Below are 23,721 nucleotides of genomic sequence, written 5' to 3'. Positions count from 1 at the left end.
TGTGTATCTTTTCAATGAAAATGATCACAATTTATGGATAAGGAAAGCATTGCTGAACTTTTAGAATCGAAGCATCAGATTTTAATTGATGTGTTAAGTTCTCAAGATGATGAAAAATGGCAGCAAGGTCCTGAAGGAAAATGGACTTCTGGCCAGCAAGCATTACATTTACTTCAAAGCATAAAACCTCTTAACGATGCGTTAAGTCTTCCTAAGTTTATTATAAAATATCGGTTTGGAACAGCTAATAGAGCTGTGAGAGATTACGCAACTGTTGTAAATAGATACCAAGAGCGATTGCAAGAGTCTAAAGGTATCGTTTATGGTCCATCAAAAAATATGAAAGTTCCTTTACTAAAAGACAAAAACTACATTTTAAACCGCTTACAGGTTGAAAACAAAAAACTACAATACAAGACTCGAAAGTTATCTGACAAACATTTAGATACACTTATTTTGCCTCATCCCTTAATGGGAAAAATGCCATTACGAGAAATAATAATGTGGACTGCTTATCATGTAGAGCACCACACAAAACAGTTACAAGAAAACTATTAATCAATTAACTATATACTTATGAAAAAAACACTTCTATTTATCGCATTTTTAACACTTTCACTTAATGCCAATGCACAATACGTTAACGTTTGGAAAGATGGTAAACTCACCTTTGAAACAAAACAAAAAATTGATACTGAAGGAGATGAAGATGAAACCGATTATGATGGAGAAAATGATGTTTTAGGCATAAATATGCAAATTGTTACTATTAACCAAAACGTTGATAAAAATTCAAACACTCTTAAACTTGTGAGCAGAGAAGGTTGTAAAAATATGTATATGGATATTATTGAAGATGGTCGTCCTTTTTTACCTAACTATATGAGCCACTACACAGTTTGTCGTGATGGTGAAGATTATGTTTTAAATGCTGTAATTTATAGAGAGGACAATAAAAAAGCATATGATATAAACCTATATTGCTATGATATTAGTGTAAAACAAGGTGTTAAAATTCTGGAGTCCTTCAAGTTTTTAGACTAGTCCATATATTTAGCTTTCTTACTACCTTCATACATTTCGTATTTTACTAAACGAGATTCTAATTTAGCATTAAACAGTTTTATTTTTCGTGAAGGTCGTAAGCCTACAAACTTTAACGCATCTAAATTAGAGGTAATAAACCAAGCATGAGTTCCTGGGTAACCTTGTTTTAGGGTATCACCAATATTGGTGTAAAATTTCTCCATGTCAATATCTAAACGCTCTCCATAAGGCGGATTAAAAACCATGTGCAGCTTTTTATCTCCTGCTTTTTGGGTCTTAAAAAAGTCTTCATGCTGAATGCTTATAAACTCGTCTAAGTGCGCGTTTTTTATATTGTCTTTTGCTTTTTTAACAGCACTTGGTGACTTATCGTAACCTATAATTTTATGATGAAAATCTCTGGTCTTTTTCAATAAAGACTCTTCAATGGTTTCAAATAAATCCACATCCCAATCCTGCCATCTTTCAAAAGCAAATTCTTTTCGCATTAAATTAGGCGGAATATTACAAGCTATCATTGCTGCTTCGGCTAAAATGGTTCCACTACCACACATTGGGTCCATAAAATCACTCTGTCCATCCCAACCTGATAGCATAATCAATCCTGCAGCTAGCACTTCGTTTATTGGCGCAATGTTGGTAGCTGTTTTATAGCCTCTTCTGTGTAACGATTCTCCTGATGTATCTAACGAAATGGTACATTGTTGCCTATCGATATGGACATTTATTTTTAAATCAGGAAAACGTAAATCTACGTTAGGTCGTTCCTGAGTAGTATCTCTAAATTTATCTACAATAGCATCTTTTGTTTTTAATGCAATGTATTTTGAATGTGTAAACACATTAGAATGTACTGTAGCATCAATTGCCAAAGAACCTGTAGGTTTCATGTAGTTTTCCCAAGGCATTTTGTACACCTTATCATATAAATCTTGCTCAGTTACAACTCTAAACGTTTTTATGGGTTTAAGAATTTTTATGGCTGTTCTTAATCCTAAATTGGCTTTGTACATAAATCCTTTATCACCAACAAAGCTTACATTTCGCACTCCTTTTTTAATGTCTTGTGCTCCTAATTGCAATAGCTCCTTTTCTAGTAAATCTTCAAAGCCAAATAAGGTTTTGGCAACCATTTTAAAATTATTCTCCATACATAAATGCCTTATAGTACTTTCAAAATTCAAAAATACTTTATTTTTGTCAATGCTTATAAACTGTAAGACGATATTCTTAGAAAATTCCACTAGTAGATGAACAAATATTTATTTCCTGTATATGCAGTAATTTTGGGTGTTTTAATCGTATTGATTTACAAAAAGAAAAACCTACACTCTAAATTACTACTATCCTTTAGTGGAGCATTTTTATTAGCTTTAACGCTTTTTGAGTTACTCCCAGAAGTTTATCATCACTTAGAAGCCAAAAAAACAGGCTTACTTATAATGACAGGTATTCTTATACAGGTTATTTTGGAGTTTTTCTCAAAAGGTGCTGAACATGGTCACGTACATCATGAAGACACCAAGGAATTTCCATGGTTACTTTTTATAAGCTTATGTATTCATAGCTTTTTAGAAGGGTTCCCAATACATCAACATAACGATATTGTCTATGGTGTATTAGTACACAAAATACCAATAGCTATAGTAATTACAGGGTTTTTACTAGAATCAAGATGTAATAAATTACAAGTAGTTCTGTTTTTAATTTTGTTTACTGCAATGACGCCTTTAGGAACATTTATTTCTAATCATACAAGTATGCCATCCAACTATGTAAATGCAATTAACGCTATTGTAATTGGTATATTTTTTCATATTTCTACAGTTATTCTTTTTGAAAGTGATGAAGGACATAAATTTAGCTTAACCAAACTAGTTGCCATATTACTAGGTATTGGAATGGCTTATGTAATTTAAAAGGTATGTTTAGTAAAGAAGAATCAAGACGACTGCGTCAAGACTTTTGGATAAGCTTTGGAAAATCATTTCCAAGGAAATGGACGCTATACGATACCAAAATAAAAGGCTTTAGCTTTAAATTTCATTTTGACACCAAAAAAGCACTTATAGCGCTAGACATTGAAGACGATTTAGAAAACCGAATTACCTACTGGGAAAAACTAGTATCACTAAAATCTATTTTAACTCAAGATTACTTACCTAACGTCATTTTTGAAGAAGAATACTTTCTAGAAAACGGTAAAGAGATATCAAGAATTTACCTTCCTTTAGAACAAAAGGTGTCTATTCACAATAAAAATACATGGCAAGATGTAATGGTGTTTTTCAATGAAAATATGAGCAAGTTTGAAGATTTCTTTGAAGATTACAAAGAGGTAATCAAGGATTAATTTATAGGTTTTTAACCATTCGGTAATCGTCCATCACAAAACCATTTCCTATATCCATTACCAATGCTTCAACGGTTTTAAACCCTAGTTTTTCATAAGCTTTAATAGAATTGACATTGTACTTATTCACTGTCAACTCAATGCTATTGCAATGTAACGTGTTAGCTCTACGTTCAACAAACTGCATTGCTGTTTTTCCTATTTTCTTTCCTCTGTAATTAGAAAGCACATAAATCTTACTTAAAAACAAAGCGTCTCGCTTTTTCTTAATGCAAATATATCCTACAGGCACAGTTTCAAAAGTGATCAAATAATACTCAAAACCTTCTTTTACTTGCTGATGTATAGCTTTTTCTGATTGAAACTTATCTAGCATATATGCTACTTGTTCCGCTCCAATAATGGGTGTATAATGTTCGTTCCAGATGATAAAACCTAAATCGGCTATCTGTTTATAATCGTTGGGTGTTGCTAGTGTAATTTCTGTCATCTATTAAAAACTAAAGCACGTAAAAATAAATCATAAAAAAATGACAAATGGCGCCTCCAAGAACAAAAAGATGCCAAATCACATGGTTATAAGGAATACGCTCAATAGCATAAAACACAATACCAATGGTGTAAAACAATCCGCCAGCAAATAATAATAACACTCCATTGCTTCCTAAAGCGCTTGAAACATTAGAAAAATCGAACACAATTAACCAACCCATAACCAAATACAGTAAGGTTGAAAACACTTCAAACTTTCCTGTAAAGAATAGTTTTAGCACAACGCCAAAAGCAGCAATTCCCCAAACAACCCAAAACAAAAGCCAACCAAGACTATCTGGTAATGCAATGAGCAATACAGGAGTATATGTTCCTGCAATGAGCATGTAAATACTAATGTGATCTACTATCCTGAAATAATGCTTTCGCTTTTCTCCTTTTACAGCATGATAAAAAGCGGATGCACTAAACAAAACAATTATTGAAATACCATAAACTATTACGCTAAATAAACTCCAAGGCAACTTCACTTGTAAGGCTGAGAGAATAAGTAAAACCAATCCTGCAATTCCCAACAAAGCACCAAGTGCATGACTCCATGTGTTTAGACGTTCTTCAAAAGGTGTTTGTATTCTCATTCTTTATCAACAGTAGGTTTTGGGTTTAACCATTTATCGGTAAGATCATAAAAATCGATATCAACAGCAGGTTTTTGACGTACTAATAATCCATTTTGAAACGCACGTTCTAAAATATCTTCAATAAGATAATCCTCTTTCACATTCAAAGGGTCAAACTCTTTTTTAAGTGAAATATCAAATAGCTTTGCAGTATTTTGAAACCAGAAAGCGCGCCAACCACTTCTAAGGTCTTTAATAAGCTCAAAAGTCGTTTTACCAGTTTGCCTATGAATTAGTTTTATGAGTATTTGCCCTTCGGTTCGAGTGAGCTTTTTTAATTCCGCTGAAAACTCTTCTTCAATATATCGCTGAATTATCTTTGCATACTGCCTACGTTCTCGTTTAGAATCTAAAGTTGCTAAACGTTCGTTTAAGGTTTCTAATCGTTCAGCAGCTAGTTTTGCATAAGGATATACTTTTATCGTTTTTCGTTTTAAAATAAGATAGCGTTTTCGGTCTTCACTACTATCAAACTTTAATTTATTGAGCAGAATAACTTCATCTAAATCAATTGTTGTTCTTGGAACCGAATCACCTTCAATTATTATCCATTCAACCTCTGTTGTATCTTTCTCTACAACAGGTCGTAATTGGGCAAATGCCAAAAACGGAAACAATATAAAGATGTAGGTTATTTTATGCATACACAGTATATAATCTAAAAGTATTCCAAACTTTTAGGTACTTAAAACGTACTGACCAAAATTAATAATTTACAACCTCTAAAACCTTAAAATCGTATTAATATTATTATTTTAGTCCAAAATAATTGAATATGGCAAAAAAGAGTATACTAAATAAAAAGTCAATGGACTTTTTAGAAAAATATTTAAACAATGCGTCTCCAACTGGTTATGAATGGGATGGACAAAAACTATGGATGGAGTACTTAAAACCGTATGTTGATGAGTTTATTACTGACACCTACGGAACTGCTGTTGGTGTTATAAACCCTGAAGCAGAATACAAAGTAGTTATTGAAGGTCATGCTGATGAAATTTCGTGGTATGTAAACTATATTACTGACAACGGATTAATCCATGTAATTAGAAATGGTGGTAGCGATCACCAAATAGCACCAAGTAAAATTGTAAACATCCATACCAAAAAAGGGATTGTAAAAGGTGTATTTGGTTGGCCTGCAATTCATACCAGAAACAAAGCAAAAGAGCAAGCTCCTACTTTAGAAAATATCACTATAGATGTTGGTGCAAAAGACAAAGAAGAAGTTGAAAAAATGGGTGTTCATGTAGGTTGCGTCATAACTTATCCTGATGAGTTTCATATATTAAACAAAGACAAGTTTGTATGTCGTGCATTAGATAACAGAATGGGAGGTTTTATGATTGCTGAAGTTGCGCGTTTACTTCATGAAAACAAAAAGAAACTGCCTTTTGGACTTTACATAACAAACTCGGTACAAGAAGAAATAGGACTTCGTGGTGCTGAAATGATTACGCAAACCATTAAACCAAATGTAGCTATAGTTACCGATGTAACTCATGACACTACTACTCCAATGATTGACAAGAAAAAAGAAGGTCATCTAGAACTTGGTTTAGGTCCTGTTGTGGCTTATGCGCCTGCAGTACAGCAAAAACTACGCGATTTAATTACTGATACTGCTGAAGAAAAGAAAATACCGTTTCAGCGTTCAGCCTTATCAAGAGCTACAGGAACTGATACTGATGCTTTTGCTTATAGTAATGGTGGAGTTGCATCTGCATTAATTTCTTTACCTTTACGCTACATGCATACTACAGTAGAAATGGTACATAAAGACGATGTAGAGAATGTTATCAAGTTAATTTATGAGTCTTTATTAAAGATTAAAAACGGAGAAACATTTAGCTACTTTAAATAATCAATTCCCGCAAAAAAGCGGGAATCTTTTTTTACACTATGGATGAATTAATTGACATTGTTGATGCCTCTGGTAACCCAACAGGAGAAACTGCTTTAAAATCTGTAATACATACAAAAGGGTTTTATCATAATACTGCTCATGTTTGGTTTTACACTAAAAATGGAGACATTCTACTAGCGCAACGAGCAGCTTCAAAAACCATTTGTCCGTTACTATGGGATGTTTCAGTTGCTGGTCATATCGATGCTGGAGAAGCCATTACACAGGCAGCAGTTAGAGAAACCAAAGAAGAAATAGGTTTAGCTATTTTAGAACAAGACCTTAATAAGATTGGTGTGTTTGAATGTTTTCAAAGCTACGATAATGGTATTGTTGACAACGAGTTTCATCATACTTTTATGACAGAATTAAAGGTAGACATTAATCAGCTAACACCACAAAAAGATGAAGTTGAAGCTTTAAAACTAGTTAGCTTTTCTACATTTCAGTCCTTATTGAATAACAGTGAAACCAACAACCATTTTGTAGCTAGCAATAGAGCCTACTACACTACTATTTTTAATGCTATCCAAAAAAACTGTAGCAGGTTTTAATATTTTACTTAATTTTCAACTATGAATCTACTCCTCCTTGCGATAGCTCCTGTTATAATGATTATCCTTTATATTTATTTTAAAGATAAATATGAAAAAGAGCCCAAACGGTTAATCTTATATTGCTTTTTGTTTGGTGGTATTGGAAGTATAGCGATTACAACTTTTCTTTACCTTGTAACAGATAGTGTTATTCCAATACCTTTTAACACAAGTGTTTTTGACCAATTCATCAAAGCTTTTTTTATTGTTGGATTAGTTGAAGAGTTCAGCAAATATGTCATTGTACGCTATTTTGCTCAGCCTAAAAAAGACTTTAACGAGCCTTTTGATGGTATTGTATATGCTGTGGTAGTTTCAATGGGTTTTGCTGCTACCGAAAACATTATGTATGTGTTTGAAGGTGGTTATAAAATTGCATTTTTAAGAGCCTTTACTGCAGTTCCTGCACATGCTACCTTTGGTGTATTAATGGGCTATTTTATGGGTAAAGCAAAGTTTTCTAATAACAGAATAAAACTAAACCTTATAGGTCTTGCGTTGGCAACCCTATTCCATGGTGCTTACGATTTCTTTTTGTTTATCGACTTTATTCCTGGTATTTGGGTAGGTGCTTTTGTCTCGCTAGCTGTTGGATTATTCCTAGCTAGAAAAGCCATAAAACGCCATCAAAATGATTCGCATTTTAAACTAGATTAATTATGCAAATACAGGTTTGGTGCTTAACTTAGCAGTATGAAGAACACTATAGCCGAACGTATTGCCGATTTCCTTAAACGCTTCCCTCCTTTTGATTTGCTTAAAAAAAATCAGTTGTTGGAGATTGCTGTTCAGGTTACCATTAAGTATCTCGACAAAGGACAGATAATCTACAACCAAAACGACGCATTACACCAGCATTTTTATATTATTCACAAAGGTGCTGTGTCACTAAAAAAGACTATTAACAACACGTCTGAAGTGATTGATAAGTTTGACGAAGGCGATGTGTTTGGACTTCGTCCGCTTTTCGCACAAGAAAACTATGCTATTACTTCCATAACCGAAGAAGAATGTATATTATACAGCATTCCTATTGAGGTCTTTAAACCTATGGCCGAAAAAAACAAAGAGGTAGGTAAATACCTTTTGGAGAGTTTTGCTTCCAATACCGAAAACCCTTTTTCTAAAGAGCATCAACTGCGCTTTTTTTCGGATACCGAAATTGTCTTAAACCCAACCGATAACTTATTTGAGCTACAACCAGTAAGCTACATTAAAAAAATTGTCACTGCTAAGCCCACTTCAAAAATTAAAACCATTGCAAAACTCATGAGCTCCAAAAACATTGGCTCAATAATTATTGAAGACAATGGTTTGCCCTTGGGTATTGTTACCGATAAAGACCTTAGAAATAAAGTTGCTACTGGCTTACATACCATTAAAGAGCCTGTTAAAAATGTAATGAGCGCTCCTGTGCTTTGTTATCCTAAAAACTTAACCATTGCTCAAGCACAAATTACCATGATGAAACATAAAATTGGGCATTTGTGTATTACCGAAGATGGCACACCAAACTCTAAACTCATTGGTTTAGTATCTGAGCACGATATGACGCTTATGAAGGGAAATAACCCTTCTGTGTTAATGAAAGCGATTAAGCGTACTAACAGCACCAAAGACCTTAAACGTGTACGAGAAAAAATAGCCATTTTACTAAAAGGCTATATCCTACAAAATATTCCATTGACACATACAAGCAAGATTATTTTTGAATTAAATGATGCCACAATAAAGCGAATTATTGAACGATGCCTTGAGAAAATGAAAGAAGAGCCTCCTGTTAAGTTTGCGTGGATGTCTCTTGGCAGTCAAGGACGTAAGGAACAGCTTTTACAAACCGATCAAGACAATGCCATTGTGTTTGAAAATGTCCCAAAAGAAGAACTTGAAACCGTTAGAGATTATTTTTTAAAACTGGCAAAAAAGGTCAACAAGCGTTTAAACACTATAGGTTTTGAGTTTTGTAATGCGGATATGATGGCTAAAAACCCTAAATGGTGTTTAAGTCTTGATGAATGGAAAGCGCAATTCAGTAATTGGACCTCCAATACAGGAAATGATGAAATCCTACTCTCTTCTATTTTCTTTGACTTTGATATTAGTTATGGCGAAGCATCACTCACCAACGCCTTGTCAGACCATGTGTTAAGCATAACCAAAACCAATTCGGTGTTTTTAAGCAAATTGGGTGTAAATGCTTTAAGAAGTGCATCGCCTCTTGGTTTCTTTAGACAGTTTCTTGTTGAAAGTGATGGTAAGCATAAAGACTTTTTCGATTTAAAAAAACGTGCACTTATGCCTTTAATTGATGCTGGTCGTTTGCTAACACTAACGTATCAAATCAAAAACATCAACAATACTGCTGAGCGTTTTGAAAAACTTGCTGAACTGTTTCCTGAAAACAAGGAACTTTACTTATCGTCTTCATATGCGTTTAAGGCTATCCTTAAGTTTAGAACCAAACACGGACTCCTAAATAACGACAATGGAAGATTTATTGCTCTTGAAGTCTTAACCAAAGAAGAAAAGATGAAACTAAAGCGTTGTTTTAAAACCATAGCAACACTGCAAGAGTTTATTAAAATAAGGTTTAACCTAAGTACTCTAGTGTAATGTTATCGTTTTTTAAAAAGCAACCCGAACCTAATTATCCTAACTACTGGCTAGACTATGAAGCTTTGTTTACAAACTCCAAAGGCTCTGAACTTCACAATACACGCTTTGTTGTTCTTGATACTGAAACGACTGGTTTTGATTATGAAAAAGACCGTGTACTATGCATAGGTGCTGTAGAGGTCTATAATAATGAGATAAATATTGCCAACACCTTTGAAGTATATATTAAACAAGAGCATTTTAACGAAAACACTGTAGAGATTCATGGAATCATAAAAAACGAACGTATTGAAACCACTACCGAAGAAGATGCCTTAAAGCTGTTCTTAAATTATGTTGGCAATAGCATTTTAGTGGCGCATCATGCACGATTTGACATCACTATGATTAACAAAATGCTTCTGCGTCATAACTTACCCAAACTTAAAAACAGGGTTTTAGATACTGTAAATTTATATCGCGCGACACGCATTAAATCTAACCTTATTAAACAAGATAAATACACCCTTGACGAAATTGCAGAAAACTATGTACTTGATGTCTCTGATAGACATACAGCTGCTGGTGACGCATTACTTACAGCAATTATTTTTTTAAAAACCACTACACTACTAAAAACCAACAAAGGCTTAACCTTAAAAAAACTCTTCAAGTTATAAGAAGTAGTCTTAACGCTTCAAAGGTTTCGAAAACGTTTTAGTTTATGTACCTTTACAGCTCTAAAATTATAATTTCATGACGAACTTTAAAACATCTGTTAATAACACAGATCATTTTGAAATTTCAAACGAAAACATCCAAAACCTTGATGTCGTTCCTACAAAAGCAAATACATTTCACATCCTAAAAAACAATCAGTCTTTTAATGCAGAAATCATAGAAAAAGATTTCAATAACAAAACCTATGCTGTAAAAGTAAACAACACAGTATATAATGTTGCAATTGCTGATTATTTAGATCAACTTATCAAAGACATGGGATTTGAAGTTGGTGCTTCTAAACATGTAAACGATATAAAAGCGCCAATGCCAGGGCTTATCCTAGATATCAGCGTATCACAAGGTCAAGAAGTTAAAGAAAATGACACATTGCTTATCCTTGAAGCTATGAAGATGGAAAACGTATTAACATCTCCACGTGATGGTGTTATAAAAACCATTTCTGTAGCAAAAGGCGATGCTGTTGATAAAAACCAACTATTAATAGAATTTGAGTAGAACTCAAGAGATGAGAAAAGAGATAAAAGAAATGATAAAATAGAGATCAAATATATACGTCTTTATTCTCTATTCTCTGCTCTCTATTCTATCTTCTATTATCTAAAAAGAACATCTAAAACATGAATATTAAAAAAATATTAGTAGCAAACCGAGGCGAAATTGCCATTCGTGTCATGCGAACTGCAAAAAAAATGGGTATAAAAACGGTTGCCGTTTATTCCACTATAGATAGACATGCACCACATGTAAAATATGCTGATGAAGCTGTTTTAATTGGTGAAGCACCTTCTAATCAATCGTACTTATTAGGTGATAAAATTATACAAGTCGCTAAAGACCTTAACGTAGATGCCATTCATCCTGGTTATGGATTCCTTTCTGAAAATGCTGACTTTGCCGAATTATGCGAAGCCAACAACATTACCTTTATAGGGCCAAAAAGCAAAGCCATAAAAATTATGGGAAGCAAGCTAGCAGCCAAAGACGCTGTTAAAGCTTATGATATTCCTATGGTTCCAGGAACCGACGAAGCTATTACAGATATTGCTGAAGCCAAAAATATTGCTACTGGCATTGGATTTCCTATCTTAATAAAAGCCTCTGCTGGTGGTGGCGGAAAAGGAATGCGTATTGTTGAAAAAGAAGCCGATTTTGAATCGCAAATGGATCGTGCCATTAGTGAAGCCGTTAACGCCTTTGGTGATGGTTCTGTGTTTATTGAGAAATATGTAGCATCGCCGCGTCATATTGAAATTCAGGTGATGGCAGATACACATGGTAACGTCATTCATTTATTTGAGCGCGAATGTAGTATTCAACGTCGTCATCAAAAAGTGGTTGAAGAAGCGCCATCATCTGTACTAACTCCAGAGTTACGTGCTAAAATGGGTGAAGCTGCTGTAAAAGTGGCAAAAGCCTGCGATTATATTGGTGCTGGAACGGTTGAGTTTTTATTGGATGAAAACCACAACTTCTACTTCTTGGAAATGAATACGCGTTTGCAAGTAGAACATCCTGTTACCGAATTAATCACAAAAACCGATTTGGTTGAACAACAAATTCGTGTGGCTCGTGGTGAAGTTTTAGCCATTAAGCAAGCCGATTTAAGCATTCATGGTCATGCTCTTGAGCTGCGTGTTTATGCTGAAGATCCGCTAAATGATTTCTTACCAAGTGTTGGTCATTTAGATGTGTATCAATTGCCAGTTGGTGAAAACATTCGTGTAGATAACGGTTTTGAGCAAGGTATGGATATTCCTATTTATTACGATCCTATGCTTTCCAAATTAATCACTTACGGAACGACGCGTGATGAGGCTATTCAACTTATGATAAAAGCGATAGAAAACTATCAAATTGAAGGTATTCAAACCACTCTTCCATTTGGAACGTTTGTTTGTGAACACGATGCTTTCCGTTCAGGTGATTTTGACACTCATTTTGTTAAAAAACATTACTCTCCAGAAGCCATTAAAGCCAAACAAGAAACTGAAGCAAACATTGCTGCGCTTATTGCTGTAAAACAGTATCTGGAAGACCAAAACGTATTACGAGTACCAAACTAGACAATTATGCAAGACAAAATAAAAGACTTAAACGAAAAATTAGCCCAAGCCTATTTAGGTGGTGGCGAAAAACGTATAGAAAAACAACATGCCAACAAGAAACTAACGGCTCGCGAACGCGTGCAATATGTGCTTGATGAAGGCTCGTTTGAAGAAATTGGTGCTTTAGTGACGCATCGTACCAAGGACTTTGGTATGGACAAGCAACAGTTTTATGGCGATGGCGTTGTAACAGGTTATGGTACTATTGATGGTCGCTTGGTGTACATCTTTGCGCAAGACTTTACGGTATTTGGTGGTTCGCTTTCTGAAACTCACGCCGAAAAGATTTGTAAAATTATGGACCTTGCTGTAAAAGTTGGCGCACCATTAATTGGATTGAATGATTCTGGTGGTGCACGTATTCAAGAAGGTGTGCGCTCGCTTGGTGGTTATGCTGATATTTTTTACAGAAACGTGCAAGCATCAGGTGTTATACCGCAGTTATCTGCCATTATGGGACCTTGTGCTGGTGGCGCTGTATATTCTCCTGCCATGACCGATTTCACCCTTATGGTTGAAAACACCAGTTATATGTTTGTAACTGGACCAAATGTGGTTAAAACTGTGACGAATGAAACTGTAACTTCTGAAGAACTTGGTGGTGCATCTACACACGCATCAAAATCTGGTGTGGCTCATAAAACGTCAACAAATGATGTGGAATGTTTAGAAGACGTCAAAAAACTATTGAGTTACTTACCTCAAAACAACCAAGAAAAGCCAAAAGCCTTACCGTTTGAATTAGGTGATGAATTGAGAGAACAATTATCTAACATTGTTCCTGATAATGCCAACAAGCCTTATGATATGCACGAGGTTATTTCTGGTATTATTGACGAAGATTCATTTTACGAGATTCATAAAGACCATGCCGAAAACATTATTGTTGGTTTTGCGAGATTAGGTGGAAAATCTATTGGTATTGTTGCTAACCAACCTATGTTTTTAGCAGGTGTATTAGATGTAAACAGCTCTAAAAAAGCAGCGCGATTTGTACGTTTTTGTGACGCATTCAATATTCCGTTGTTAACGCTAGAAGATGTTCCTGGTTTCTTACCTGGAACTGACCAAGAATGGAATGGTATTATTGTTCATGGTGCTAAATTATTGTATGCTTTTAGCGAAGCCACTGTACCAAGAATAACGGTTATCACCCGAAAAGCTTATGGTGGTGCTTATGACGTAATGAACTCTAAACACATTGGTTCTGATATGAACTTTGCATGGCCTAGTGCTGAAATTGCTGTAATGGGTGCCAAAGGTGCTGCGGAAATTATCTTTAGAAAAGAGATAAAAGACGCTGATGACCCTGAAGCAAAATGGAAAGAAAAAGAAGCTGAATATGCTGAAAAATTTGCTAATCCTTACAGTGCTACAGAACGTGGTTTTATTGATGAAGTGATTTTACCAAAGGATACACGACGTAAATTGATAAAAGCCTTTGCGATGCTTGAGGACAAACATGTAGATACGCCAAAACGTAAACATGGTAATATTCCGTTGTAATTTTTAGTATCTTTATGATAATCAACTTTTAATCATACTATTATGAAAAAATTACTGGTATCACTAACACTATTGGTGTTTTGCGTAACAGGGTTTGCGCAGACTCCAGAAGAAATGAAAGCATGGCAGGATAACATGACTCCTGGCAAATACCATAAATGGTTAGCTGCTATGAATGGTGAATGGAACGCTACTGTAAAAATGTGGATGGATCCTTCGCAACCACCTTCAGAGTCTAAAGCAACTACCACTAACGAAATGATCATGAATGGACTGTACCAACGTTCATCGCATAATGGTGAAATGATGGGAATGCCTTTTATGGGAGAAAGCATTACAGGCTATGATAATGCTAAAAAAGAATTTATTGCCACTTGGATTGATAATTTTGGAAGCAGTATCATGCTCATGAAAGGACAGTTGGATGAAAAAACCAACACCTTAACCCTTGAAGGCAGTATGCTTGATCCTGCAAGCGGACAAGACATGCAAGTCAAAGAAGTGTTTACTGTATTATCTGAAACCTCTCACAAATTTGAAATGTTTATCGTTATGGGAGACCAAGAAATGAAAAGCATGGAAATAGTTTACACAAAAAAAGACTAAAATAGTGTCAATTTCATAAAAAAAGAGCTCCTTAATTATCGATTAAGGAGTTTTTCTTTTTTTAAGATAGCTTTAAGACTTTACATTCAATTCAATACAGTAAAACAAGGTACTTTTGTAGCATGCGAAAAAAACCAGCCTTCAAAATTGAGTTTATAGCACTTATGGCATCTTTGATGTCTATTGTAGCACTTTCCATAGATGCTTTATTACCTGCTTTACCGCAAATAGGTGATGCTTTGGGTGTGAGCGACCCTCATCAAAATCAGTATTTAATTACCATGATTTTTTTAGGTATTGGGTTTGGGCAATTAATCTTTGGTCCGCTATCGGATAGTTTTGGTAGAAAGCCCATGGTGTACTTTGGGTTTGCTGTGTTTGTTATAGCAAGTATCATTTGTGTAACTACCAATGATTTTACGGTTATGCTTATAGCTCGTGTGCTTCAAGGTGTGGGTCTGTCCTCTCCGAGAACCATTGCTGTTGCTATGACACGCGATACTTACAGTGGTGACTTTATGGCTAAGGTGCTTTCCATAATTGTAATGTTCTTTATTTTGGTGCCTATTGTAGCTCCAACTTTTGGACAGCTCCTCCTCGACTTTTTTAATTGGCAATCTATTTTTAATGCCAACTTAATTATAGGTTTAATCATTGTGCTTTGGTTTTGGAAACGACAACCAGAAACGCTTTCTCCAAAAAAACGTATTCCGTTTAAGCCTTCAATATTTATAAGTGGTACTAAAGAGTTTTTTAAATATAAAGATGCTATTGCCCTTACTCTAGTGTCTGGTTTTATTACAGGTTCTTTTATGGTGTATTTAAGTACGTCTCAACAAATATTTCAAGAACAGTATAACCTTGGGGACATGTTCCCTTATATTTTTGCGAGTACTGCCTTTTCGGTTGGGTTTGCAACCTTTAGCAATAGCCAATTGGTTATTAGGTTTGGGTCGTTTAATATTGCCTATACTGCTGGTATTGCGTATACCATTATCTCATTACTATATGTAGTCTTGTTTCACTCAGGTGTTAACCCTAGTGTGCATGTATTAATTACCTTTTTTATTCTGCAGTTTTTTGCAGTTGGTTTCCTTTTTGGAAACTTACGCTCTCTAGCTATGGAACCTTTAGGACATATTGCAGGTATTGGGTCGGCAATTAATGGTTTTGTATCTACCGTTATGGCTGTACCTATCGCCAACTATATAGGAAGCTTTGTCACCACTTCTGCATTGCCATTATTTATAGGATTTTCGGTATTTGGAATATTATCAGTATTAGTGTTTGCTTGGTTGCGTAACGCACAAAAAAAGACCTTAGCAACAGCTTAATCTTTATCGATTGTTGGTCTTCTGTTTTAATAAATACAGTTATCTTTACTACATCATTTTAAGTTATACGTTATGAAACCTAAACACCTATTGCTGTTAAGCCTGTGCCTCGTCTTGTTAGTTCCTACCAATGCCAATGTGAAATGGGGAAAAACAGGTTATCGTACTGTTGGAGCCATAGCTGATAACTATTTAACAGCTAGGTCTAAACGTATGATTAAAAAACTGCTTAATCATGAGTCTTTAGCTTTTGTATCGACCTATCCTGATGAAATTAAAGCCGATGATCGTTTCAGCCAGTTTTACACTTGGCACTATATAAACATGCCACTAGATGCCGATTATGATGCATCTAAACAACATCCTGATGGCGACTTAGTTTCTGGTATTGCACACTGTAAAGCCGTATTGCAAAACCCTGATGCTACACATGAGGATAAAGCCTTTTACTTACGTATGCTTGTACATCTTATTGGCGATTTACACCAACCTATGCATATTGGTTTAGCCGAAGATAGAGGTGGTAACGACTTTAAATTACAGTGGTTTTATAAAGACACCAACCTGCATTCGGTATGGGATACTAAAATGATTGACGACTATGGCATGAGTTATACTGAACTTGCCTCTAATGCCGATTACCTTACCAAAACCGAAGTAAAAGCCATACAACAAGGTACAGTTATTGATTGGGTCAATGAAACCCATATTCTTACACGAGAAGTGTATGCCAATGTAGAACAAGGAGAAAACTTAAGACACAAATACTCTTATGCCTATTTGCACGTTGCTAGAACACAACTTCAAAAAGCAGGTATTCGACTTGCAGAAGTGTTGAATAGTGTGTTGTAAATTTAGCTTTTAACCTCTCCTTTATTTTTCCTTAGTTAACCCTAAAGATTCTTTACTTTTAACCTGTATATACCCTAAAATACCCCTTAGGTTTATACGCTATATATACGCTATACCTATTTGATATCTCACTGATTATTATAACATTAGTATTATAAAGGACTCTTAAAACTAGTTGGTAGTGTTGCAACACTCGAACTAACGAAAGTTGAGACTGACTTTTCCTTTGTCTTCGACAAGCTCAGACTGACAGTATAGGGATAAGATTGCTTCGTCTCTTCGTTTCTCGCAATGACAAGGAATGACACAAAAAAACCGTTTCTGGGGAAGGAAACGGTTTTAGTGCTATTAATCTATTAAAGGTTTAAAACTGAAGGTCTGCTACAATATCAAACTCATCATATATTGCTTTGTCTTTTAAGTTGTTGAAAAAGCTTTTAGAACCATAACGTACGTTGTACTGGCTACGGTCAATTTTTAAGTTTACAGTGGCTTTACTTCCATAAACTGACAATGTGAAACTAATAGGGTTAGTGATGCCTTTTATAGTTAGGCTTCCTTGTACATCGTAAGCATTTTTACCTGATGGCGTTACTTTAGTAAATACCAACTTAGCTGTTGGATGATTCTCTACACCAAAGAAATCGTCGCTTTTTAAATGTCCGTCCAATTGGTCTTTGTACTCGCCTTCGAGGTCTGTGGTGTTAATGCTAGTCATATCCATTACAAACTCGCCTCCTGTAAGTTGCTCGCCATTGAATTGTAATGTACCTGATTCAATCTTAATGGTACCTTCGTGAGATCCTGCTACTTTGTAGCCTTTCCAAACGACTTTACTCTCTGAAGTGTTTACGGTTTGTTCTTGTGCTTCAACTGAAGCTGTAAATGTTGCAAATGCTATAATTGCAGTGGTTTTTAATGTGTTCATTTTGTTGTGGTTTTTTTGATTAAAAAATTACACTACAAAACTACCAACACATCGTAAGGGTAAAAATGAAGTAGTTTATAAAATAAGGTTAAACTAGTTTAACTTTCTTGAGCGACCTGTTTTTTTATTTTGCTTAAAAACTCTTTGGTAATACCCAAATAAGAGGCTATCATGTACTGCGGAATGCGTTGTTCTATCTTAGGATAGGTTGCTCTAAAGAACAGATAACGATCTTTAGCCGTCATACTAAAGTTGCGAATAATTCGGTTTAAGGCTGCTGCAAGACCACGTTCGGTTACCTTACGGAAAAAGCGCTCTAGCTTTGGTATACGTTCGAAGATCTCTTCGATAGTGTCATAATGAAATTGTGCCAACTCGGTATCTTCTAAACACTGTATGTTGAATTCGGCAGGTGTTTGATTTATGAAACTTCCAATGTCTGAAGTCCACCAATCTTCAACACCTAGCATAATGATGTGTTCGGTTCCTGTATCGTCTACGTAAAATAGTTTGGTGCACCCTTTTAGTATAAACGAACTGGTTCTGCACACATCGCCTTGCTGAAGGATGTATTGTCCTTTTAAATACCTACGATAGTGTAAATGCTCCACCAGATAGTCGGTTTCTTCTTTGGTGAGCGCTACGTGTTTTGCTATGTAGTTTAAAAGTGGTTGGAAGTGCATAACTGTACTTTTGGTAAAAATAGAAAAAGTAGTTTATAGTTTTAGGGTTTATTTGGGTTTAGTTTTTGGGTTCTCGATACTTTCCAACTTTGCGGTTGGAACACTCGAACTGACGAAAGTTGAGATTGCCACGTCGCTACGCTCCTCGCAATGACAAGAGTGTGAAATGCTTAACTAATGGATTCCGCATCAAGTGCGGAATGACAAAACTGAGATTGCTTCGTTGCACTCGCAATGACAATAAGGAAAGACATAAAAAAACCGTTTCTGGTATGAAACGGTTTATCATATAGAATTTAGTGTATTAAAGTACTCCATCCATAATCTCTTTAACACAATCAGGGTTTAGCAATGTGCTTGTATCTCCAAGATTAGCTGTATCATTACTAGCAATCTTACGAAGAATACGACGCATTATTTTACCACTACGTGTTTTTGGCAACCCACTTGTAAACTGTATTTTATCTAGTTTAGCAATAGGCCCTATTTGCTCTGTAATGAGTTGGTTAATTTCCTTACGTAAGTTATCGTGATTTCTGCTTTCTCCTGTTTCTTTTAAAATAACATATCCATAGAGTGCGTTTCCTTTGATGTCATGAGGAAACCCTACAATAGCACTTTCAGAAACTGCTGGATGTTCGTTAATTGCATCTTCTATTGGTGCTGTTCCTAAGTTATGACCAGACACAATAACAACATCATCTACACGACCTGTAATTCGGTAATATCCTACTTCATCACGTAACGCACCATCACCTGTAAAGTATTTATTTTCAAAAGCTGAAAAATAGGTGTCTTTATAACGTTGGTGATTGCCCCAAATGGTTCTTGCCATACTTGGCCAAGGGAATTTTATACATAAGCGTCCATCTACCTGATTACCTTTTATTTCCTGCCCTTGCTCATCCATTAATGCTGGTTGTATCCCAATAAAAGGTAAGGTTGCATAGGTAGGTTTTGTAGGTGTTGCAAACGGAATAGGTGTTATCATTATACCTCCTGTTTCGGTTTGCCACCAAGTATCTACAATAGGCGCTTTTCGTTTACCTATATTATCATCATACCAATGCCATGCTTCTTCATTAATAGGTTCACCAACTGTACCCAAGACCTTTAAAGACGATAAATCATGATTTTCGACGTGCTCAACTCCTTCTTTAGCTAGAGCTCTTATAGCTGTTGGCGCTGTATAAAATTGGGTTACTTTATGTTTTTCTACAATCTGCCAGAAGCGACCATAATCTGGATAGCTTGGGACACCTTCAAACATAACGGTTGTTGCACCATTGGCTAGTGGACCATATACAATATAGCTGTGTCCTGTAATCCAACCTATATCTGCAGTGCACCAATAAATGTCATTTTCTCTATATTGAAATACGTTTTTAAAGGTATATGCTGTATACACCATATAACCTCCTGAAGAATGCACCATCCCTTTTGGTTGACCTGTTGAACCAGAAGTATATAAAATAAATAAAGGGTCTTCGGCATCCATTATTTCTGGTACACAGTCGTGATAAGCTTCTTCCAACAGTGGCTCCAACCAGTGGTCACGTCCTTCTTTCATATTGATTTCAGAATGAATGCGTTTAGCTACCAAAACTGATTCAACTCCTTCACAATCGTTTAATGCATCGTCAACTATTCCTTTTAAGTCAATTGTTTTTGAGCCACGATATGATCCATCAGAAGTAATCACCATTTTAGCATCACAATCCTTAACTCTTGTTGCTAGAGCCGATGATGAAAATCCTGCAAATACTACAGAATGAATCGCACCAATACGCGCACAAGCTAATACTGAAATAGCCAATTCAGGAATCATTGGCAAGTAAATACATACTCTGTCGCCTTTACCTATCCCTTTTTCTTTTAGCACATTGGCAAACCGACATACTTTATCATGTAATTGCCTATAGGTTATATGCTGAGCGTCCTCATCAGGATTATTGGGTTCAAAAATAATAGCTGTTTTATCGCCTCGCGTATAAATGTGTCTATCAATACAGTTTTCGGTAATATTCAATTTTGCACCTTCAAACCACTTTACTTCAGGTTTAGTAAAATCCCAGCTTAATACATTATCCCACTTTTTTCGCCACATGAAGTGCTCTTCAGCTATTTCTTCCCAAAAGACCTCTGGGTTTCTAACCGATTTACGATAGACTTGATAATATTCTTCTAAATGTTTGATATGGTAGTTGCTCATTATTTATTCTGTTTTCCTAGTATTAAAATGGTTTTCCTCTTCTTGTGTTAGTAATCTAGATTTTATAATAAACCGAAGCCCTAAAGGGATTTCTAAAGAGAAACTGGCTCCTCTACCTTCGGTAATATCTATCGTTAAGTGTGTGTGTTTCCAATATTCAAATTGGTCTTGATTCATGTAAAAGTTAACACCTTGAAGTGTGCCTAAAAGCACATCACTCTCATCAAGGTACATGTCATCTTTTTCAAAAATCATTGGTGCAGAACCATCACAACAACCTCCACTTTGATGAAAAATAAGTTCACCATGTTTTTCTTTAAGTTGATTGACGACTGCTGCGGCTTGTTCTGTAATTGCTATTCGTTGCATACCCTAAATATATTAAAAAGGCTGAACATAGATTCAGCCTTCGTTTCTAAATAAAACTAACTAATTTAAAAGAAACCTAACTTATTCTTGTCATAAGAAATAAGCATATTTTTGTTTTGACGATAGTAATCCATCATCATCACATGATTTTCTCTACCAAACCCTGACTTTTTATAACCTCCAAATGGTGCGTGAGCAGGATATGCATGGTAACAGTTTACCCAAACACGACCAGCTTTAATAGCACGAGGTATTTGATATAATTGGTGTGCATCGCGTGTCCAAACACCAGCACCTAAACCGTATAATGTATCGTTTGCAATCTCTAAAGCTTCTGCTTCATCTTTAAATTTAGTCACACACACTACAGGTCCGAAAATTTCTTCTTGGAATACACGCATTTTGTTATGACCTTCTAAAATAGTTGGCTTGATATAAAACCCATTTGCAAGTTCGCCACCCAATTTATTAGCTTCTCCACCACATAATACTTTAGCGCCTTCTTCTTTTCCTATCTCTAAATAAGACTGAATTTTCTCATACTGATCGTTTGAAGCCTGTGCTCCTATCATGGTATTTACATCATACGGATTGTCTTGCACAATAGCATTTGTACGTGCAATAACACGCTCCATAAACTTATCATAAATATCTTCTTGTACTAATAAACGCGAAGGACATGTACAAACTTCACCTTGGTTAAAAGCAAATAATACAGCACCTTCTATAGCTTTGTCTAAATAAGCATCATCTGCATCCATAACACTATTAAAGAAAATGTTTGGTGACTTACCACCTAACTCCATAGTTACTGGATTAAGGTTTTTAGACGCATATTGCATAATCAATTGTCCTGTAGTTGTTTCGCCTGTAAAAGCGACTTTATCTACTTTTGAACTTGATGCTAAAGGTTTTCCTGCTTCTGGTCCGAAACCATGTACTACGTTTATTACACCTGGAGGAAACACGTCAGCTATTTTTTCCATTAATAACGTAGCTGATGATGGTGTTTGTTCTGCTGGCTTTAATACCACACAGTTACCTGTTGCTAATGCAGGAGGTAATTTCCATGATAACATAAGCAATGGGAAATTCCATGGAATAATTTGTCCCACAACACCAAGTGGCTCTTTAATATTCATAGATAAGGTATTGGCATCTAGTTCGGTTGCGCTACCTTCTTCAGAACGAATACACGCTGCAAAATAACGCCAATGATCTGCAGATAAAGGTACATCCGCATTAAGCGTTTCTCTAATAGCTTTCCCGTTATCGCAGGTTTCAACCAATGCAAACTCTTCTAAATTGGCTTCAATAATATCTGCTACTTTATTTAATAAGGTTGCACGCTCTGTTGCAGATGTGTTTCCCCAACTTTCTTTTGCTGCATTGGCTGCATCTAGTGCTAATTCTACGTCTTCTTTTTGAGATCTTGGATATTTCGCAATCACACTATTATCTATTGGTGATCGGTTTTCAAAATATTGACCATCTAATGGTTCTATAAATTTTCCGTTTATAAAATTTCCATAGGATTCTTTAAACTTTGGTTTTGAATAACTCATACTTTTTTAGTTTAGATTATTATTTCGCTTAAAATCAGATAATTATCAATCACTATGAATTGTTAAAAATTTTAACATTTAAACAATTTAAAGCCTATATATTTAGGTTATTGATAATTTTTATAAAGTTATTTTATGATATTCTGATTTTATTGAACATATTTATTAAATTGTTGAACATATCTATCAACACTAAAATAGACTTGTTCAATTTTTGTAATATTGAGTATGAATCATTTATTAAGACATCATAAAAGCCATAGAAAGCTCACCACTTTGGTAGAGAATCGTACTACCTATAATGCAGATTATGCCGAATTGAATATTTATGAAACTCATGAATATGCCGAAAAGGTATCGTTAACTTTCAATTTTCCTGTTATTGCGAGTATGCTTACCGGAAAAAAGATAATGCATATTGATGGTTTACCGTCTTTTGATTTTTTTCCAGGCGAATCTGTTGTTATGCCAACTAATAAAGAAATGATTATTGATTTTCCACTGGCAAAAGCTAATGACCCAACGCAATGTCTTGCACTTGGAATAGATAGCGATAAAATTGATGAAGTCGTTGAAAAGTTTAATCATCATGTAACTATTGAGAGTGAAAACAACAATTGGAAATTAGATGATAACGCGTCGCACCTTATAAATAATGTAGATGTCAACCATTTGGTTGAGCGTTTGGTACATACTTTTACTAATACTACTTCGTCAAAAGATGTTTTATTGGATTTAATGATTCAAGAACTTATTGTAAGGCTTTTACAAACCAAAGCAAAGGCTTTTTTATTGAATGATACTGATGGTATTTTTAACGATACGCGTATAGGTTTTGTTATTAAATACATTAAACAAAACCTTACCAATAAAGATATTACCGTAGATTTACTTGCTGAAAAAGCATGTATGAGCGCGTCGCATTTTCATAAGAAGTTTAAAAACACACTTGGTGTCTCACCTATAGATTATATCAATTCTGAAAAAATTAAATTTTCTAAAAAGCTTATCAAGGAAACCAAAGATTTACGCATGTCTGAAATAGCGTTTAAGTCTGGGTTTAATAACACCAGCTACTTTAACAGACAGTTTAAAAAAATGGAATTAATGACGCCACAGCAGTTTAAAAACTCTATCAGTAAATAGTT

General features: G+C 35.1%; 25 protein-coding genes. 16 read left to right on the top strand and 9 right to left on the bottom strand.

All coding sequences use genetic code 11. The features are described 5' to 3' along the window. The first annotated feature begins 33 nt into the window (after nucleotides 1-33). The gene (locus ABD011_RS08895; RefSeq protein WP_343797580.1) at nucleotides 34-558 is read left to right on the top strand and encodes a DinB family protein; all 525 of its coding nucleotides are present in this window, start codon (nucleotides 34-36) and stop codon (nucleotides 556-558) included. Between the two features lie 18 nt (nucleotides 559-576). Continuing rightward, a complete protein-coding gene (locus ABD011_RS08890) occupies nucleotides 577-1,044 on the top strand; it encodes a hypothetical protein (protein WP_129760737.1) in 468 nt (155 codons plus the stop codon). On the opposite strand, the gene ABD011_RS08885 is transcribed toward ABD011_RS08890, so the two are convergent. Next, nucleotides 1,041-2,198 (bottom strand): THUMP domain-containing class I SAM-dependent RNA methyltransferase, encoded by a 1,158-nt coding sequence (locus tag ABD011_RS08885; RefSeq protein ID WP_129760736.1) that lies wholly within the window; start codon nucleotides 2,196-2,198, stop codon nucleotides 1,041-1,043. The two genes, ABD011_RS08890 and ABD011_RS08885, sit on opposite strands and share 4 nt — an antisense overlap. A 99-nt stretch (nucleotides 2,199-2,297) precedes the next feature. On the opposite strand from ABD011_RS08885, the gene ABD011_RS08880 reads away from it, so the two are divergent. Together ABD011_RS08880 and ABD011_RS08875 are read left to right on the top strand one after the other, a co-directional pair. Then, nucleotides 2,298-2,966 carry a ZIP family metal transporter gene (locus ABD011_RS08880; RefSeq protein ID WP_343797576.1) on the top strand — a complete coding sequence of 223 codons (669 nt, stop codon included), beginning with the start codon at nucleotides 2,298-2,300 and terminating at the stop codon, nucleotides 2,964-2,966. 5 nt (nucleotides 2,967-2,971) lie between these two features. Then, the gene (locus ABD011_RS08875; protein WP_134200052.1) at nucleotides 2,972-3,400 is read left to right on the top strand and encodes a DUF4268 domain-containing protein; all 429 of its coding nucleotides are present in this window, start codon (nucleotides 2,972-2,974) and stop codon (nucleotides 3,398-3,400) included. A gap of 1 nt (nucleotide 3,401) precedes the next feature. Here ABD011_RS08875 and ABD011_RS08870 read toward each other — a convergent pair whose 3' ends face one another. The 3 genes from ABD011_RS08870 to ABD011_RS08860 are packed head-to-tail and all read right to left on the bottom strand — an operon-like array spanning nucleotide 3,402 to nucleotide 5,216. Next, the gene (locus ABD011_RS08870) at nucleotides 3,402-3,890 is read right to left on the bottom strand and encodes a GNAT family N-acetyltransferase (RefSeq protein WP_343797573.1); all 489 of its coding nucleotides are present in this window, start codon (nucleotides 3,888-3,890) and stop codon (nucleotides 3,402-3,404) included. A 10-nt stretch (nucleotides 3,891-3,900) separates the two neighbouring features. Beyond that, nucleotides 3,901-4,530 carry a PAQR family membrane homeostasis protein TrhA gene (trhA, locus tag ABD011_RS08865; protein ID WP_343797571.1) on the bottom strand — a complete coding sequence of 210 codons (630 nt, stop codon included), beginning with the start codon at nucleotides 4,528-4,530 and terminating at the stop codon, nucleotides 3,901-3,903. Beyond that, nucleotides 4,527-5,216 carry a DUF4294 domain-containing protein gene (locus tag ABD011_RS08860; protein ID WP_131507351.1) on the bottom strand — a complete coding sequence of 230 codons (690 nt, stop codon included), beginning with the start codon at nucleotides 5,214-5,216 and terminating at the stop codon, nucleotides 4,527-4,529. Before ABD011_RS08860 ends, trhA begins: the two co-directional genes overlap by 4 nt. Nucleotides 5,217-5,347: 131 nt before the next feature. On the opposite strand from ABD011_RS08860, the gene ABD011_RS08855 reads away from it, so the two are divergent. The 11 genes from ABD011_RS08855 to ABD011_RS08805 all read left to right on the top strand — a co-directional run bounded on the left by ABD011_RS08855 (nucleotide 5,348) and on the right by ABD011_RS08805 (nucleotide 16,816). Further along, nucleotides 5,348-6,436: a M42 family metallopeptidase gene (locus ABD011_RS08855; protein ID WP_131507352.1), complete on the top strand. Its 1,089-nt coding sequence runs from the start codon at nucleotides 5,348-5,350 to the stop codon at nucleotides 6,434-6,436. Between the two features lie 38 nt (nucleotides 6,437-6,474). Further along, nucleotides 6,475-7,032, top strand: a complete 558-nt coding sequence (locus ABD011_RS08850; RefSeq protein WP_343797568.1) for an NUDIX hydrolase — start codon at nucleotides 6,475-6,477, stop codon at nucleotides 7,030-7,032. 21 nt (nucleotides 7,033-7,053) lie between these two features. Next, nucleotides 7,054-7,731 (top strand): PrsW family intramembrane metalloprotease, encoded by a 678-nt coding sequence (locus ABD011_RS08845; protein ID WP_134200060.1) that lies wholly within the window; start codon nucleotides 7,054-7,056, stop codon nucleotides 7,729-7,731. A 36-nt stretch (nucleotides 7,732-7,767) separates the two neighbouring features. Next, entirely contained in the window at nucleotides 7,768-9,687 is a 1,920-nt protein-coding gene (locus ABD011_RS08840) for a DUF294 nucleotidyltransferase-like domain-containing protein (protein WP_343797565.1), read from the top strand. Continuing rightward, nucleotides 9,687-10,349, top strand: coding sequence for a 3'-5' exonuclease (locus ABD011_RS08835; RefSeq protein ID WP_343797563.1), 663 nt, complete (start codon nucleotides 9,687-9,689; stop codon nucleotides 10,347-10,349). The genes ABD011_RS08840 and ABD011_RS08835 overlap by 1 nt, the downstream gene beginning before the upstream one ends. A 76-nt stretch (nucleotides 10,350-10,425) precedes the next feature. Next, complete coding sequence (locus ABD011_RS08830; RefSeq protein ID WP_129760725.1) at nucleotides 10,426-10,908, top strand: acyl-CoA carboxylase biotin carboxyl carrier protein subunit; 483 nt, start codon at nucleotides 10,426-10,428, stop codon at nucleotides 10,906-10,908. 128 nt (nucleotides 10,909-11,036) lie between these two features. After that, nucleotides 11,037-12,476, top strand: coding sequence for an acetyl-CoA carboxylase biotin carboxylase subunit (gene accC, locus ABD011_RS08825; RefSeq protein ID WP_343797827.1), 1,440 nt, complete (start codon nucleotides 11,037-11,039; stop codon nucleotides 12,474-12,476). A gap of 6 nt (nucleotides 12,477-12,482) precedes the next feature. Next, nucleotides 12,483-14,024 carry an acyl-CoA carboxylase subunit beta gene (locus tag ABD011_RS08820; protein ID WP_134200070.1) on the top strand — a complete coding sequence of 514 codons (1,542 nt, stop codon included), beginning with the start codon at nucleotides 12,483-12,485 and terminating at the stop codon, nucleotides 14,022-14,024. 42 nt (nucleotides 14,025-14,066) lie between these two features. Then, entirely contained in the window at nucleotides 14,067-14,630 is a 564-nt protein-coding gene (locus tag ABD011_RS08815) for a DUF1579 domain-containing protein (protein ID WP_131507370.1), read from the top strand. Between the two features lie 122 nt (nucleotides 14,631-14,752). Next, nucleotides 14,753-15,964 (top strand): multidrug effflux MFS transporter, encoded by a 1,212-nt coding sequence (locus ABD011_RS08810; protein ID WP_343797559.1) that lies wholly within the window; start codon nucleotides 14,753-14,755, stop codon nucleotides 15,962-15,964. Between the two features lie 72 nt (nucleotides 15,965-16,036). Beyond that, a complete protein-coding gene (locus ABD011_RS08805) occupies nucleotides 16,037-16,816 on the top strand; it encodes a S1/P1 nuclease (protein WP_343797557.1) in 780 nt (259 codons plus the stop codon). Between the two features lie 364 nt (nucleotides 16,817-17,180). Here ABD011_RS08805 and ABD011_RS08800 read toward each other — a convergent pair whose 3' ends face one another. From ABD011_RS08800 to ABD011_RS08780, 5 genes are all read right to left on the bottom strand, one after another. Continuing rightward, nucleotides 17,181-17,744 carry a YceI family protein gene (locus ABD011_RS08800; protein WP_129760714.1) on the bottom strand — a complete coding sequence of 188 codons (564 nt, stop codon included), beginning with the start codon at nucleotides 17,742-17,744 and terminating at the stop codon, nucleotides 17,181-17,183. 98 nt (nucleotides 17,745-17,842) lie between these two features. Next, nucleotides 17,843-18,427: a Crp/Fnr family transcriptional regulator gene (locus tag ABD011_RS08795; RefSeq protein ID WP_335975143.1), complete on the bottom strand. Its 585-nt coding sequence runs from the start codon at nucleotides 18,425-18,427 to the stop codon at nucleotides 17,843-17,845. 304 nt (nucleotides 18,428-18,731) lie between these two features. Beyond that, nucleotides 18,732-20,639, bottom strand: a complete 1,908-nt coding sequence (acs, locus tag ABD011_RS08790) for an acetate--CoA ligase (protein WP_343797553.1) — start codon at nucleotides 20,637-20,639, stop codon at nucleotides 18,732-18,734. A 3-nt stretch (nucleotides 20,640-20,642) separates the two neighbouring features. Next, nucleotides 20,643-21,008, bottom strand: a complete 366-nt coding sequence (locus tag ABD011_RS08785; RefSeq protein WP_343797551.1) for a DUF779 domain-containing protein — start codon at nucleotides 21,006-21,008, stop codon at nucleotides 20,643-20,645. Nucleotides 21,009-21,073: 65 nt separating this feature from the next. Then, complete coding sequence (locus ABD011_RS08780; RefSeq protein WP_343797549.1) at nucleotides 21,074-22,573, bottom strand: aldehyde dehydrogenase family protein; 1,500 nt, start codon at nucleotides 22,571-22,573, stop codon at nucleotides 21,074-21,076. Between the two features lie 228 nt (nucleotides 22,574-22,801). Here ABD011_RS08780 and ABD011_RS08775 point away from each other — a divergent pair, with 228 nt between their 5' ends. Continuing rightward, complete coding sequence (locus tag ABD011_RS08775) at nucleotides 22,802-23,719, top strand: AraC family transcriptional regulator (RefSeq protein WP_129760709.1); 918 nt, start codon at nucleotides 22,802-22,804, stop codon at nucleotides 23,717-23,719. The last annotated feature ends 2 nt before the right edge of the window (nucleotides 23,720-23,721 follow it).

The sequence above is a fragment of the Gaetbulibacter jejuensis genome (genome assembly GCF_039524015.1).
Lineage (GTDB): Bacteria > Bacteroidota > Bacteroidia > Flavobacteriales > Flavobacteriaceae > Gaetbulibacter_B > Gaetbulibacter_B jejuensis.
The sequence above is the reverse complement of the archived record's forward strand: the minus strand, read 5'-3'. Positions and strand labels throughout refer to the sequence as shown.

Coding starts and splice junctions, on each gene's coding strand:
- ABD011_RS08895 (WP_343797580.1), top strand. CDS start 34: ATGGATAAGGAAAGCATTGCTGAACTTTTAGAATCGAAGCATCAGATT.
- ABD011_RS08890 (WP_129760737.1), top strand. CDS start 577: ATGAAAAAAACACTTCTATTTATCGCATTTTTAACACTTTCACTTAAT.
- ABD011_RS08885 (WP_129760736.1), bottom strand. CDS start 2,198: ATGGAGAATAATTTTAAAATGGTTGCCAAAACCTTATTTGGCTTTGAA.
- ABD011_RS08880 (WP_343797576.1), top strand. CDS start 2,298: ATGAACAAATATTTATTTCCTGTATATGCAGTAATTTTGGGTGTTTTA.
- ABD011_RS08875 (WP_134200052.1), top strand. CDS start 2,972: ATGTTTAGTAAAGAAGAATCAAGACGACTGCGTCAAGACTTTTGGATA.
- ABD011_RS08870 (WP_343797573.1), bottom strand. CDS start 3,890: ATGACAGAAATTACACTAGCAACACCCAACGATTATAAACAGATAGCC.
- trhA (WP_343797571.1), bottom strand. CDS start 4,530: ATGAGAATACAAACACCTTTTGAAGAACGTCTAAACACATGGAGTCAT.
- ABD011_RS08860 (WP_131507351.1), bottom strand. CDS start 5,216: ATGCATAAAATAACCTACATCTTTATATTGTTTCCGTTTTTGGCATTT.
- ABD011_RS08855 (WP_131507352.1), top strand. CDS start 5,348: ATGGCAAAAAAGAGTATACTAAATAAAAAGTCAATGGACTTTTTAGAA.
- ABD011_RS08850 (WP_343797568.1), top strand. CDS start 6,475: ATGGATGAATTAATTGACATTGTTGATGCCTCTGGTAACCCAACAGGA.
- ABD011_RS08845 (WP_134200060.1), top strand. CDS start 7,054: ATGAATCTACTCCTCCTTGCGATAGCTCCTGTTATAATGATTATCCTT.
- ABD011_RS08840 (WP_343797565.1), top strand. CDS start 7,768: ATGAAGAACACTATAGCCGAACGTATTGCCGATTTCCTTAAACGCTTC.
- ABD011_RS08835 (WP_343797563.1), top strand. CDS start 9,687: ATGTTATCGTTTTTTAAAAAGCAACCCGAACCTAATTATCCTAACTAC.
- ABD011_RS08830 (WP_129760725.1), top strand. CDS start 10,426: ATGACGAACTTTAAAACATCTGTTAATAACACAGATCATTTTGAAATT.
- ABD011_RS08820 (WP_134200070.1), top strand. CDS start 12,483: ATGCAAGACAAAATAAAAGACTTAAACGAAAAATTAGCCCAAGCCTAT.
- ABD011_RS08815 (WP_131507370.1), top strand. CDS start 14,067: ATGAAAAAATTACTGGTATCACTAACACTATTGGTGTTTTGCGTAACA.
- ABD011_RS08810 (WP_343797559.1), top strand. CDS start 14,753: ATGCGAAAAAAACCAGCCTTCAAAATTGAGTTTATAGCACTTATGGCA.
- ABD011_RS08805 (WP_343797557.1), top strand. CDS start 16,037: ATGAAACCTAAACACCTATTGCTGTTAAGCCTGTGCCTCGTCTTGTTA.
- ABD011_RS08800 (WP_129760714.1), bottom strand. CDS start 17,744: ATGAACACATTAAAAACCACTGCAATTATAGCATTTGCAACATTTACA.
- ABD011_RS08795 (WP_335975143.1), bottom strand. CDS start 18,427: ATGCACTTCCAACCACTTTTAAACTACATAGCAAAACACGTAGCGCTC.
- acs (WP_343797553.1), bottom strand. CDS start 20,639: ATGAGCAACTACCATATCAAACATTTAGAAGAATATTATCAAGTCTAT.
- ABD011_RS08785 (WP_343797551.1), bottom strand. CDS start 21,008: ATGCAACGAATAGCAATTACAGAACAAGCCGCAGCAGTCGTCAATCAA.
- ABD011_RS08780 (WP_343797549.1), bottom strand. CDS start 22,573: ATGAGTTATTCAAAACCAAAGTTTAAAGAATCCTATGGAAATTTTATA.
- ABD011_RS08775 (WP_129760709.1), top strand. CDS start 22,802: ATGAATCATTTATTAAGACATCATAAAAGCCATAGAAAGCTCACCACT.